The 12,913-nt window shown below is 52.0% G+C and carries 13 protein-coding genes; 4 read left to right on the top strand and 9 right to left on the bottom strand.

Annotation, left to right across the window (positions count from 1 at the left end; genetic code table 11):
* The first annotated feature begins 85 nt into the window (after positions 1-85).
* A complete protein-coding gene (locus MKX50_RS04130) occupies positions 86-922 on the top strand; it encodes an alpha/beta hydrolase (RefSeq protein ID WP_339158491.1) in 837 nt (278 codons plus the stop codon).
* Positions 923-1,004: 82 nt separating this feature from the next.
* Here MKX50_RS04130 and MKX50_RS04125 read toward each other — a convergent pair whose 3' ends face one another.
* The 7 genes from MKX50_RS04125 to MKX50_RS04095 all read right to left on the bottom strand — a co-directional run bounded on the left by MKX50_RS04125 (position 1,005) and on the right by MKX50_RS04095 (position 8,004).
* Entirely contained in the window at positions 1,005-2,204 is a 1,200-nt protein-coding gene (locus MKX50_RS04125; RefSeq protein ID WP_213594992.1) for an ABC transporter permease, read from the bottom strand.
* Positions 2,201-2,890, bottom strand: a complete 690-nt coding sequence (locus MKX50_RS04120) for an ABC transporter ATP-binding protein (protein WP_155611904.1) — start codon at positions 2,888-2,890, stop codon at positions 2,201-2,203. Before MKX50_RS04120 ends, MKX50_RS04125 begins: the two co-directional genes overlap by 4 nt.
* The gene (locus tag MKX50_RS04115; protein WP_244996879.1) at positions 2,887-3,906 is read right to left on the bottom strand and encodes an efflux RND transporter periplasmic adaptor subunit; all 1,020 of its coding nucleotides are present in this window, start codon (positions 3,904-3,906) and stop codon (positions 2,887-2,889) included. The genes MKX50_RS04120 and MKX50_RS04115 overlap by 4 nt, the downstream gene beginning before the upstream one ends.
* A 65-nt stretch (positions 3,907-3,971) precedes the next feature.
* Positions 3,972-4,619, bottom strand: a complete 648-nt coding sequence (locus MKX50_RS04110; RefSeq protein WP_213594988.1) for a Yip1 family protein — start codon at positions 4,617-4,619, stop codon at positions 3,972-3,974.
* 200 nt (positions 4,620-4,819) lie between these two features.
* Positions 4,820-5,629, bottom strand: a complete 810-nt coding sequence (gene nadE, locus MKX50_RS04105) for an ammonia-dependent NAD(+) synthetase (RefSeq protein ID WP_339158490.1) — start codon at positions 5,627-5,629, stop codon at positions 4,820-4,822.
* A 109-nt stretch (positions 5,630-5,738) separates the two neighbouring features.
* Positions 5,739-6,173: a BrxA/BrxB family bacilliredoxin gene (locus MKX50_RS04100; protein WP_339158489.1), complete on the bottom strand. Its 435-nt coding sequence runs from the start codon at positions 6,171-6,173 to the stop codon at positions 5,739-5,741.
* A gap of 118 nt (positions 6,174-6,291) precedes the next feature.
* Positions 6,292-8,004, bottom strand: coding sequence for an ATP-binding protein (locus MKX50_RS04095; RefSeq protein ID WP_213594984.1), 1,713 nt, complete (start codon positions 8,002-8,004; stop codon positions 6,292-6,294).
* A 147-nt stretch (positions 8,005-8,151) separates the two neighbouring features.
* Between MKX50_RS04095 and MKX50_RS04090 the strand changes: the two genes are divergently transcribed.
* From MKX50_RS04090 to MKX50_RS04080, 3 genes are all read left to right on the top strand, one after another.
* Positions 8,152-9,414, top strand: a complete 1,263-nt coding sequence (locus MKX50_RS04090) for an NAD(P)/FAD-dependent oxidoreductase (RefSeq protein ID WP_213594982.1) — start codon at positions 8,152-8,154, stop codon at positions 9,412-9,414.
* A gap of 89 nt (positions 9,415-9,503) precedes the next feature.
* Complete coding sequence (locus tag MKX50_RS04085) at positions 9,504-9,746, top strand: hypothetical protein (protein WP_339158487.1); 243 nt, start codon at positions 9,504-9,506, stop codon at positions 9,744-9,746.
* A gap of 524 nt (positions 9,747-10,270) precedes the next feature.
* Entirely contained in the window at positions 10,271-10,738 is a 468-nt protein-coding gene (locus MKX50_RS04080) for a MarR family transcriptional regulator (RefSeq protein ID WP_155611898.1), read from the top strand.
* A gap of 227 nt (positions 10,739-10,965) precedes the next feature.
* Here MKX50_RS04080 and MKX50_RS04075 read toward each other — a convergent pair whose 3' ends face one another.
* Both MKX50_RS04075 and MKX50_RS04070 read right to left on the bottom strand, forming a co-directional pair.
* Positions 10,966-11,307 carry a hypothetical protein gene (locus MKX50_RS04075; RefSeq protein WP_213594978.1) on the bottom strand — a complete coding sequence of 114 codons (342 nt, stop codon included), beginning with the start codon at positions 11,305-11,307 and terminating at the stop codon, positions 10,966-10,968.
* 46 nt (positions 11,308-11,353) lie between these two features.
* A complete protein-coding gene (locus tag MKX50_RS04070; protein WP_213595103.1) occupies positions 11,354-12,808 on the bottom strand; it encodes an MDR family MFS transporter in 1,455 nt (484 codons plus the stop codon).
* Positions 12,809-12,913: the final 105 nt, after the last annotated feature.

Here is a 12,913-nt window from a genome sequence, read left to right as displayed (position 1 = left end):
CATCCTGTGAAGCGAGAGCCTTCCGATTCAGTATGGTATAATAGCACAAAATAAGGATTTAGCGTCTCAAACCTGTCACGAAAGGATGCGTTTGATCATGCCGATGGATTTCAACATTCCGCTGGAAGGCGGCCATTTGCTGCGCTGTACCCGATTCCCCGCCCAGGAAGAAGCAGCAAGCCTTATCATTATCGCTCACGGATACAAGGGCTTTAAAGACTGGGGCATGTTCCCTTACGTCGCTGAACAGCTGAGCAAGCAGCACGAGGTAGTCACGTTCAACTTCTCCCATAACGGAATCGGCGATGACCCCTTTGAATTTACGGAGCTCGAACGGTTCGCAACGAATACATATGAGCGGGAGCTAGCCGATCTCGGCGCACTGATCGCCGGCCTGAACCAGGAGGAGAAGCTGCGCTCCCTGCCGTTATTCCTGCTTGGACACAGCCGCGGAGCCGGTGTGTCGCTCGTGTATGCGCTCGATCATCCGGACAGCGTAACCGGCGTTCTGTCCTGGAACGGAGTGACAAACCTCGATGTGTTCACGGAATCCCAGAAGCTGGAAATGCGCGAGAATGGACGAAGCTATGTGATGAACGGCCGAACAGGACAGCAGATGCCGCTTGACGTTGCCATCCTGGAGGATATGGATCGCCATAAGGAGCGCTACGATATCCTTGGCCGCATTCCCACGGCTTCCTTTAAGGTCGCCCTGATCCAGGGCTCGGATGATGGAGCGCATCTGCGCCAAGGCTCCAGCCGTCTCGTATCCATCAGACCGGATATTCCCTGGATTCATATTCCGGGAGGCAATCATACATTTAATACCGTCCATCCCTTCCAGGGACCAACTCAACCGCTGGAAGAAGCCATTAAGGCAAGCCTGTTGTTTATATCCCAAACCTTGTCCACCGTTAAATAAATCGCAAAGAAGCCGGGTTATCCGTTCTATACGGATAACCCGGCTTCTGCGTATATCCTCGAATCCATCGTTCAAACCTCTCTTACTCATAACGCAGAGCTTCAATCGGATGCAGCTTGGATGCTTTATTGGCCGGGTACAAGCCAAAGAAAATACCTACGGCTGCAGAGAATCCGAACGCCAGCAGAATGGCCCATAGCGATACGACGAACGGCCAGCCGGAAATGGTCGAGAAGAGAAAGGCTGCTCCGAGTCCCAGCAGCGCGCCGGCAGTGCCACCAATGAAACACAGCACGACCGCCTCAATCATAAATTGCAGCATGATTGTACCTGGCGTAGCTCCGATCGCCTTGCGGATCCCGATTTCCCGTGTCCGCTCTGTGACGGAAACGAGCATGATGTTCATGACGCCGATTCCGCCGACCAGCAAGGAGATGCCGGCAATCGAACCGATGATCGTCTGAAGGATCGAGAAGGTGCTGGATACCATCTGCTCCGCTTCCTTCCCGGTCTGTGATGCATAAGCACTAGTATTCACATTATTCAGATTAGCGAGCCACTTCTTTACCGTCTGCACCGTTTCATCCGTTTTTTCCGGTGACGCAGCAACCACTTCGAGTGCCTGAAAACGCTCGCCCTCTCCATTTTTCCCCGGAGGCATAGCCGTAATCGGCGCAAAAGCAGAATATTGCTCCCCCTGCATCCCGCTCAGAATGGAATCCTGCGGTTTATAGACGCCGACGATGCGGAACGTTCCATCCGACAGCACCAGCTTCCGCCCGATAGCCGCCTTCTCCGAGCCATACACCTTTTCGGCAAACTTACTGTCCACCACAGCAACCTTCTGCCTGGCCCGCTCCTCTTGAGAAGTAAAGAAACGTCCCGCAACGATATCGATTTTTTGCATCCTGCTCGTTTGATGAGTCGTAGCCGTAATGGTAAAACGGAGCGTGTCCTTCTTATATTTCATGGTCATGGAATAAGGCAGTGACGAAGAAGCGTAACGCACACCATCCAGCTTCCGGATTTCCGTCAAATCCCGCAGGCGAAAATCGGTGTCGCCGTCGCTGCCGCTCTCCATCGGATTCTGGTAAATGACAAAATACCCGTCTTCATAAACAGACACAATGGACAGAATGGAACTTTGTCCGGCCTGGCCAATCGATACGACGGTAACTACCGCCGCGACGCCAAACACAATACCGATCATCGTAAGGAACGAACGCAGCTTGTTCAGCCGCAAATTATCAAGCGCGACCCATATACTCTCCCATATGCTCATGTGACCACACTTCCTTTGCGCGTATCTTTGAGCATTTGGCCATCGCCGAACAGCAGAATTCGGTCCGCGTGTTCTGCGATATCGGGCTCGTGGGTTACCAGCACGATGGTCGTTCCTTCCTGATGAATCTCTTTAAACAACTGCATGATTTCATGGGATGATTTCGTATCCAGATTACCGGTCGGCTCGTCCGCAAGCAGGATTGGTGCATTCATCGTCAGGGCTCGGGCAATGGCTACCCGCTGCCGCTGTCCCCCCGACAGCTCGGTCGGCCGGTGCTTGACGCGCCCCTCCAGCCCAACCTTCTTCAGCAGCTCGAGCGCCCGCTCATTCCGCTGCTCGCGGCCGATCCCCGCGTACATCATCGGCAGGGTTACGTTCTGGAGCACCGTCTGTCTGCCGAGCAGGTTGAAGCTCTGGAAGACGAAGCCGATTTTGCGGTTGCGCACCCGCGCAAGCTGCTCTTCATCCAAAGTATGGACTTCTTCGCCGTCCAGCACGTACTCGCCGGAAGACGGCACATCGAGACAGCCTATAATGTTCATTAGCGTAGATTTGCCGGATCCAGACGAACCCATAATCGCGACGAACTCCCCCTGCTCTACCTTCAGGTTAAGCGGCTGCAGAGCCTGTACTTCCAACTCGCCGTTCTTATAAGTTTTTGAAATGTTCTTTAGAGTAATCATTGCAGTTTCACCTTATCGCCGTCCCGGAGCTGCCTGGCCCCTTCCGATACGACACTTTCCCCCTTGGTGACCCCGGATACGATCTCGACGTACTCCTCGTTCTCTTTACCCGTCGTCACGTCGGTTTTGACTGCGATTCCATCTTGAATTTTGAATACATAGGCTTTGTCCCCATCATATTGAACCGTGTCCAGAGGCAGCAGCAACCGCTCCTTATCCGGGATTTCCAGTTCGATCGTCACGTTGTAGCCTGGACGAAGCTCTGGAGAAATGCGGCTTAGCTCCACCGTCATTTCAACGGAAGCATCTTTAGAAGTAGGATCGGCCAGAACGGCGATCGGCGACAAATAAGTGACTTCGCCCTCATAGCTCTCCTCGATCGACTCCCCGGAAATTACCGCCTTCATGCCTTCGTATACTTTACCGGCATCCAATTCGTTCAGATTTGCTTTGACCTTGTAAGACGATAAATCTACAACGGTGGCAATGTGGCCGCCCTCCGCAATCATTTGGCCAGGATTGACGAGCACCTGCGTAAGAACGCCCTCATCCTTGGCGCTGACAACGCGATTGTTCAAGCGTTTCTCCAGAGAGGCGATCGTCAATTTGCTGCTTTGAATCCGCAGATCATAGGATGATAAATCCAAATCCTCGATTTCCGCTGCTGGATCCTCCGTCACCTGCTGCTTGAACATGTCAAAATGCTGCTTCTTCGCATTCAGGCGCTCCGTTTCGATCATTTCAATATTGAGACGCTCCTTCTCAATCTGGTCCTTAACGTCGTCAATCTGCAGCGTCATAAGAACCTGCCCTTTGGTGACCGTATCGCCCTGCTTCACTTCAACCGACTCGACAACCCCGCTGGTCGGCGAATAAATATCCGTACTGTTACCTGCTTCCAATTTGCCGCTCGTATAGATTTCCTCCGTAATCAGACCTTCAAATGCCTCGGTCGTCTCTACGGCAACAGCGCGATTCATGTTCGACATATTGACGACAACTAAGACAATAATCACTAAACCCAGTATGGCACCCCAAAACCATTTTTTCCTTAACAAAATCATCACCCTATCCTATGTACTTAGACTGCTGGAGCCGAAAGAACCGTAACGAGCGAGTAAATTAACCAGACAGCCACGATCCAGATTGCAACCTTCTTCCGCGGACGTTTCATCATGGTTGCCGCGCCCACAATATACAAATACAAGCCCCATATCGTAAAAGGGTTAATTAGCGATAGTATGCGATACGCCACTCCTGTCTTGTCGGCTACAAGCGCCCCCAGGCTCAGCGAAACATCGGTCAGGGATTGCGCATTCATGGCTACCAGCAATACAGCTGTCAACAATCCGCCAATGACAGTCGGCAAGTTCGCATAAGCAACCACGTTGACGAATTGCATGTACTTTCCTTCGCCCCGTACGATGAGATTCAATAACACGAGCAGAAGCGCCACCAGGAAGAGCATGATGATGATCCCGACAATGCCCCCGACATAACTTGTTATAGCGGTCATGCCTAACATCTGCTCGATTTGCGCTGGATCTACCGTCCCCATCTTCAGCCATGCTTGTCTGGTGTAATCCAGCAAATAAGGCATCTGCAATACAAGCGAAACAAGACTAATGATGATTACAAGAATTGTCGGCAGGATCCAGGCTACCTTACTCCCTCTTACTCTTTCGAAGGTGTCTCTTGGTGAAGAAAATATCGTCACTAAGTTTTTCATACTACTCCTCCCATTTCTATAAATTTATTTTTGTTAAAATATACCACACAGTCTTTGAACACTCTAGCTATATATACGACTTAATCAAAAAGAAAGATTCAACAAATTTTCATACGAGCCAGCCTCACCCCTCCTACAGAAGCAGGAAGAAGCCCTGTTCCTTAGAGGATGCAGGGCTTCTTCTCGCTTGTTCTTTCACGCTATATGCGAGGAATCGGATTGCGCTTATGACTTGTTTTCATATAATAGGACTCCAGCCGCTTCTGTACCCTTGGATCTATAGCTTTACCCTCCAAATAATCGCAGTTATCTTCGTAACTTACGCCCAGCTCCTGCTCGTCATTCTGCCCCGCCCACAGACCGGCAGTTGGAGCTTTGTTGATAATGCTGTCCGGGATGCCAAGGGCCACAGCAATCTGACGGATTTGGCGCTTGGTCAATGACCCTAGCGGCATAAGATCGGCAGCGCCATCGCCCCATTTGGTATAGAACCCGGCGACAGCCTCCGAGGCATGGCCAGTGCCAACGACAAGCAGATTAAGCTCTTGGGACAAGGCATATTGCATAACCATTCGCGCCCGGGCTTTGACATTTCCTTTGCCGGGTATGCTTAAATGCCTGTATTGGCCGATGCTTCTCATCCCATGCTCCACTTCTAGAGCGATCTCGTCCACCGTATCCTCGATATTCGTCTCCACCGTATGCGCAAGCCCAAGCGACCTCGCCGTCTCATAGCTATGTTCGATGTCTTCCTGCTCCCCATAAGGCTGAAAGACGCCCAGCGTCATATAGTCCATTCCCGTCTCCTGCGTCAGTTCATCCGTTGCCTGTTTGCAGAGCCCTGCAGCTGCGGCACTGTCCAATCCGCCGCTGATGGCGATCAGCAGTCCGGTCGCCCGCGAGCTCGTCACGTGATTTTTCAGAAACTCGACACGTGCCGCAATTTCCTCATCTGCATCAATGCTCGGCTTGACCCCTAACGCTTCAATGATTTCCTGCTGCATCCCCATGGTCTGATCCCTCTTCCCTTCTATAATCACGTGGAACAACTGTCTTTATCCTAAAAAAGCCCCGCTAATCGGCAAATATGCCGAAATCAGCGGGGCTAGACGATGCTCCTTAGCGGCAGAAACGGTCGAAAGCGCTGGTCAAATCAGCGGCAATCTCCTCAGCCGAACGGTCCTCAATTTGATGGCGCTCGATAAAGTGAACAAGCTCGCCATCCTTCAGCAGCGCAATGGAAGGAGATGAAGGCGGGTATGGCGCAAAATACTCGCGAGCCTTGGCTGTCGCTTCCTTATCTTGTCCGGCGAATACCGTATAGAGGTGGTCCGGCGTCAAATCATGCTGCAGCGCTCTGGCTACGCCCGGACGGCATTGCCCGGCGGCACAGCCGCATACTGAGTTCACGACAACAAGTGCCGTTCCTTTCGCTGCAGGCAGCTTAGTCTCGACATCCTCCGGCGTTCTCAGCTCCTGGATTCCCAAGACAGTTAATTCATCTCTCATCGGCTGAACCATATCGCGCATATATTGGTCAAATGACATGGACATTACTTTCACTCCTTAAACACTGATTGACACAGATTTGTGACTTTTATCTCATCTGTGTTTGGCTATACTTTATTATACATTCATGAAGGAGGAAAGCAACTTAAAGTCTGCCGGCTCCTCAGTTCCCCCCTTGCGAAGAGCTCACATCTACCGGAAAAACTGAAATAAAAGTCGTGCCGATTCCTTCCTTCGACCGAACGGTAATTTTCCCGCCATGACGCTCCATAATGCTCAGGCATAACGGAAGGCCCAGTCCGGTTCCTTTTTCCTTCGTCGTATAAAAAGGGGCAAACAGCTTCTGCTGCTGTGCGGGAGAAATCCCCGCCCCCATATCTGTAATGTACAGCTTGACGCCGTCTTCGTCCAAACGCGTGCTTACCGTCAGAAGTCCCTTCTCCCCCATCGCTTCCATGCCGTTACGGGCCAAATTAAGGATCAGCTGCTTGATTTCCTTCGGATTTAGGTAGAGCATGGGAACGCGCTCATCCAATTTGACCTCGATGCTCTGCCCGCGCAAATTGGCATCAGCCCATAATAGCGGCTTCAGCTCTTCGATAATGTGATGCAGGCTGCACAACTCCTTCGTGACGATCCGGTTTTGTGCCAAAGCCAGAAAATCATTGATGATGCTATTGGCCCGGTCAAGCTCCTCCATCACAATCCGGTAATAATGATCCAGATCATTTGCGCTCTTCTCGCGCATCAGCTGCAGGAAACCTCTGACCACCGCCATCGGATTGCGGATTTCATGGGTAATTCCGGCCGCCATTTGGCCGACAAGACTCAGCCGCTCTACATGGATCAGCTCCATCCGCAGTGTCTCGAGTTCGGTAATATCCTGCACGATAATCACTACGCCGGTTACATCGTTGGTGCGCCCATCCATAATCGGGGAGGTGCTCGTGAAGAATACTTTCTCCCCCTCTTGCAGCAGTTCCGTCGTCTTGACGCCCGCCATCAACGTCTTCTCAACCCGCGAAGCAACCATGCCTATATCGAATCCGCCGCAATTTCCGCCGAGCCTCCTGCCAATTAAGTCCTCCCTGGTCGCGGAAGGATGTTCATTTCGGTATAATTGAAGAAATGTGTCATTCACTGAGACAAGGCAGCCCTGGCGATCGATCAAAATAATGTTCAGCGGAGCAGCATCCATGATCTGCTGCAGTTTGTCCGTTTCTCCGATATATTTCACCGTTAGCTCCGCCACCTGGCCCCGCAGCTGCTCCATCTCCATTGCGTTCTCCACGTAATAGTTATACAAGCAGCACAAGATGGCTGCGGCAGCCAGATGAAGGATGACAGCAAAAATGAGGTCGGAAACACGAGGCTGTTGAATGCTGCCGGACAACAGGGGGGAGACCACAGCCGCCATTTGACCCGCAGCGAACCATAGAAACAGGACGACCGCCTTGTCGTGACGCTGCATGCTTTTAAACCGCCTGGACAGCATCAAGATGAAGGGATACAGCGCCAGTCCCGATTCCAGCAGCAAGCCCGTCAAATTGTGATTAACGGCATACATCGGGAATAAGGCTACCCGAAAGACAGCCACAGCGAGGCCCGTACGCAGTCTGCCGTATAACAATAGTGTAAATAAGGGCAGGCTCCCAAATTCCATGGGAATGACATCATGATATGGGCGGGAGAACAAGGCGCAAAACAGCACGCTCGCAGCGCAAAGAACCGCTAGCATGATAGAACGGGTCGTTTCCGGGTCCTGTCTTGGGGACAGCAGTCCGGGTTTACTCCCTTTCCGGTATATTAACGGAAACAGGAATGCTGGCAAACCGGCAATTAGAACTTGCATCACAATCTCTTTTACTGCATCCAAGTTCTCCCTCCTCAGGCGGGAAATACTATACTAATTTCGATTAAAGCATAGCCGACAAAGTTTTACAATATTTCATGTTTAATGAAAATCATTTCTGTGCTTTTATTCGAAAAATAGTCTAAAAAGTACAAATGAAAGGAACGTCCTATGAACAAATATGATGTCATCGTGATCGGAGGGGGCCCTTCGGGACTCATGGCCTCCATCGCCGCAGCGGAGCAAGGCGCAGCCGTAGCGCTCCTGGACAAAGGGGACAAGCTGGGGCGGAAGCTGGGAATTTCCGGCGGAGGGCGCTGCAATGTAACGAATGCAAAGGAAATCGACGAGCTGATTACCTATATACCAGGAGGAGGGCGCTTTCTGCACAGCGCCTTCTCCCTGTTCAGCAATCGCGATATTATTGCTTTTTTCGAGGGGCTCGGCATTGCGCTAAAAGAGGAGGATAACGGAAGAATGTTCCCCGTGTCCGACAAAGCCAAAACCGTGGTCAATGCGCTGATCGGCAAGGCCAGATCGCTGGGTGTTGAACTGCTCGTGCACCATCCGGTTCAGGAAATCATTTATGCGGAAGGTCGCGTACAGGGTGTGAAGCTGAGCTCCGGAACAATATTCAAAGCCCCGGCCGTCGTCGTAGCCACCGGCGGCAAATCGGTGCCGCATACCGGATCGACTGGGGACGGCTATCCATGGGCCGAGGCAGCAGGACATACGATTACAGAGCTGTATCCAACCGAAACGCCGATCGTCTCCAAGGAGCCGTTCATTACGAGCCGGGAGCTCCAAGGGCTCTCGCTGCGGGACGTGCAGCTGTCTCTCATCGACCCGAAGGGCAAAACCGTTATCGCTCACCAGGGCGATATGATTTTCACCCATTTCGGCCTGTCCGGACCGATCGCCTTGCGCTGCAGCGGGTTTATCCGGGGCGTCAAGAAGAAGCACAACGTATCCCAGGTCACGATGTCCATCGATTTGTTTCCGAACAAGAAGGCAGGAAGCTTGGAGCAGGACCTGCGGCAGCTGGCCGCAGCTGAGCCGAAGAAAGCGCTCAAAAACGTTTTTAAAGGCACTATTCCCGAACGAATGCTTCCCCTGCTGTTTGAACGGGCCGGCCTTCCCGGGGAAACAACCTATGAGCATTTGCCGAAGGAGGCATGGCTTGCCTGGATTCAGCAGCTCAAAAACTTCACCCTGCAGGCCAGCGGAACCCGCCCCTTTGAGGAAGCCTTCGTGACGGGAGGCGGCGTGCATCTAAAGGAGATCAACCCGAAGACGATGGGTTCCAAGCTTATGCAAGGCCTGTACTTCTGCGGAGAGGTGCTGGATGTTCACGGTTATACCGGCGGCTACAACATCACCGCAGCCTTCGCCACCGGCTATACCGCGGGCCATCATGCAGGTAAAAGGGAGTGAGCCTTGGCTCGCTCCCTTTTTTGGCGTCCCATACTTCGAACATACGCATCTGACCGCTCGCGCGCGCTGCCAGACACGGACAGAGGTCTTTGCATAAGGCCAAATCACCTGTACCTGAGTGCGGGATAAGCCTAGGAGCGAAGCTGAAGGCTAGAGCGAAGCTGAAGGCCAGAGCGAAGCTGAAGGCTAGAGCGAAGCCGAAGGCCAGAGCGAAGCTGAAGGCTAGAGCGAAGCCGAAGGCCAGAGCGAAGCTGAAGGCTAGAGCGAAGCCGAAGGCTAGAGCGAAGCCGAAGGCCAGAGCGAAGCTGAAACCGGGATCGAGGGCGGAATGAGAACTAGAGCCGGACTGAATAGAGCCAGGCTGAAACCGAGGGCCACAGCGGAATGATAGCGGGTCGAGAGCGAGCCGATACGTTCTAACGAATCTCAGGAGCACTAATTGTTTAAAAGTACGACCTGCCAAAATGTAACGAACCTGGAGAACGCTATTTCGCCCTTTTATGGCTTCAAACCGCAGATATACCATCAATAGCGTGGCAGAAATTCGTTAGATTTCAATTTTTCGCAAATACGCACAAATAACGTTGGTAAGATTCGTTAGACCCATAACTTACTCATAAAAACTTCGGCGACAACAATCGAATCCAACAATACCATAAGAACACACCTCGCCCAAATTTTGGATAAATCATGAACTTTTCTGTTTTTATTCAAGTTTTAATTATGAAAACCGTAAATTGTGATAAATTATATTTTTAAAAAATCGGCAGTCCCCTAACATGATAAGTGTGAAGCAATCGCGAAGTGATTCTACTTTCTATGGCTTTATGAAAATATAGATTAAGGCGGGATGATGATGTTGAAGACCGAGGAGCGCGGAACCGATTTATCACTGCACTTGTACCGGGTATTTGCCAAGTCTTTCAAAAGTGTCAATGAGCATGCCGTAACGGGAAGCAAAATTCAAGGCTTCAATCCGACAGCCTTTGCCGTGCTGGAGGTACTCTACTACAAAGGGCCCCAGCCCATTCAGCAAATCGGGGCCAAGCTGCTGCTGCAAAGCGGCAACGTCACTTATGTCATCGATAAACTGGAGGCGGCGGGGTACTTGCAGCGTCAGCCTTGTCCGCGGGATCGGCGGGTCATCTTTGCTGAACTGACTCCGAAGGGAAATGAACTGATGAACAAGCTGTATCCGGAATTTTCCGAGCGGATTGATTATGCCCTGAGCGGTCTGAATCAGGAAGAGAAGCAGCTTATGATTACGCTGCTGAAGAAAATGGGCCGAGAGGCCGAGAAGCTCGCGCCTCTTGCCCGCAAATAATTGAGCTGTGCAGAATTCGAGCGTAAGCAATTAATGCTACACGCTGAATTCGAGCGTAAGCAGTTAATGTTACACACGAGTTAAGGCGTCAGTAGTTTGACACTGCCACTGCGTTCGAGCGCAAATAGTCGACACTGCGCAGCGCTTGAACCAAGCACAAAAAGGCTGCATCCGTCCGCCAGGCGGGGAGCAGCCTTTTTTTGTACCCTGCAGCAATCGTTCCTAGATTATGGATTGGTAATGCGTTGAAGCGCCTGGGCGCACTCGTGAATATGCCGAACGTAATCCTCGGTCAGATTCTGAACTTGCTCGGACTGCTCATTCACCGTCGCTCCCTCTCGCTCCACATCTACCAGCTCCACCTTCACTTCCCGCCGGTCCATATAGGTACACTGAAAGTCATAAGAGTAATCCTGGCGCCCTTCCGCGTTGATATGTATCCGCAAGCCGTAAGGGTCGGCAAGATCAGCCTGGACGATGGATGTATCTCCCGGATTCAGATACTCCGGCAACTGCTGCTGCCAGGCCTTGACTAATGTTCCTTGATCGACGAGCATTTCCTCATTCATCCTAACACCTCCCCTTTTAGTTAAGGTGTGTCAGATGCTGCCTATTTTATGCATGGTCCTCTTCGGCAGCTTGAGGCGCGCGGTTTCTCAGCCCGAATACCGAGAGCACCCCGGCAACCGCCAGCACAGCCATGACGATGAACAGTGTGTGCAGGCTATTTTGCAGCACATGCTTGAGCTCGCTCCACAGCTCCGGTGACAACCCATGGACCTTCTCCGGAGACAGCAGGTTGTTGATGTCGTCTTGGGATACCTCCAGTCCGGACGGTGTTCCAGCCGAAGTCTGGGCCACGATGCGCAAATTGATCAGCGTACCGAACACGGCAACCCCGATCGTTTGCCCGATCGATTTCGTAAACGTGTTAAGGGCGTTCGACGCTCCCCTCAAGCTGTAGCCGACCGATGACTGGGCAATGATCGTATATACCGTAAAAGATAAGCCGAAGCCGACGCCGTACATTGCGTTGAAGAACAGCAGCAGATATAGCGGCGTATTCTCAGTCATAAACGCGATTCCCGCCGCTCCGATGGCAATCAGCACCATTCCGATCAGGGAGGTATAGCGGGAGCCTTTGCTAATAATCCAGCGTGCGCCGTATACGGAGCCAAACAGCCAGCCAATCGACATCGGCGCTAGTATGAGCCCGGACATCGTGGCATTCTTCCCCAGCACTCCCTGAACCCATAGGGGCAGATAGGAGGTCAGGCCGATTAGCAGGGCGCTGCCTACGAGACTCGCGAGATTAGAGTAAGCGATGTCTTTGACTTTAAACAGCTTCAGCGGCACAAGCGGCTCTTCCGCCCGGTTCTCTATGATCAGAAACAGAGCAAGAGAGATGACCGCGACAGCCATGATAGCCAATAGCCACGGTGAAGTCCAGGCAAACTGCTGACCGCCTGTAGCGAGCCCGAACAAAAGTGCCGTGACCCCCACCGTAAAAGTGACCGCCCCGCTTATATCAATTTTGACCTTGCGCTTCTCGATGTTCTCATGCAAAAACTTCATTATAAATATTAACGATAGCAGACCGAACGGGACATTGAAGCCGAACACCCACCGCCAATTGAAATAATCGACAACGTACCCGCCCAGCAGCGGGCCGACGAGCGAGGAGATTCCCCATACCGAGCTGATCAGGCCCTGAACCTTCGCTCTTTCCTCGATGGAATAAATGTCGCCGATGATCGTAAACGTAACCGGAATCAGCGCACCGGCTCCGATCCCCTGCAGCGCACGGAACAAAATCAGCTGTTCCATGCTCTGCGAGAGTCCGGATAACAACGATCCCGCCAAAAACAATACGGAGCCGATAATAAAGACGGGCTTTCTGCCATAAAGGTCGCTCATTTTGCCGAAAATCGGAGTGGAGACAGCCATCGTTAGCAGATAGGCGGTAAATACCCAGCTCAGCAGCGCCACTCCGCCCAATTCGCCGACAATCCTTGGTCCGGCTGGCCCGATCACGGTGCCTTCGATGGCCGCAAGGAACGTGGACAGCATTAAGCCGCCCAAAATATAATTTCGTTTCAATGGTTTGTTCAAAGGGGATTACTTCCTTTCCGATTGAAAGTATGCAAGTTAATAGTATAAAGGAAGCCCCAATAA

The organism is Paenibacillus sp. FSL W8-0186 (assembly GCF_037969765.1).
GTDB classification, from domain to species: Bacteria; Bacillota; Bacilli; order Paenibacillales; family Paenibacillaceae; genus Fontibacillus; species Fontibacillus woosongensis.
The sequence above is the reverse complement of the archived record's forward strand: the minus strand, read 5'-3'. Positions and strand labels throughout refer to the sequence as shown.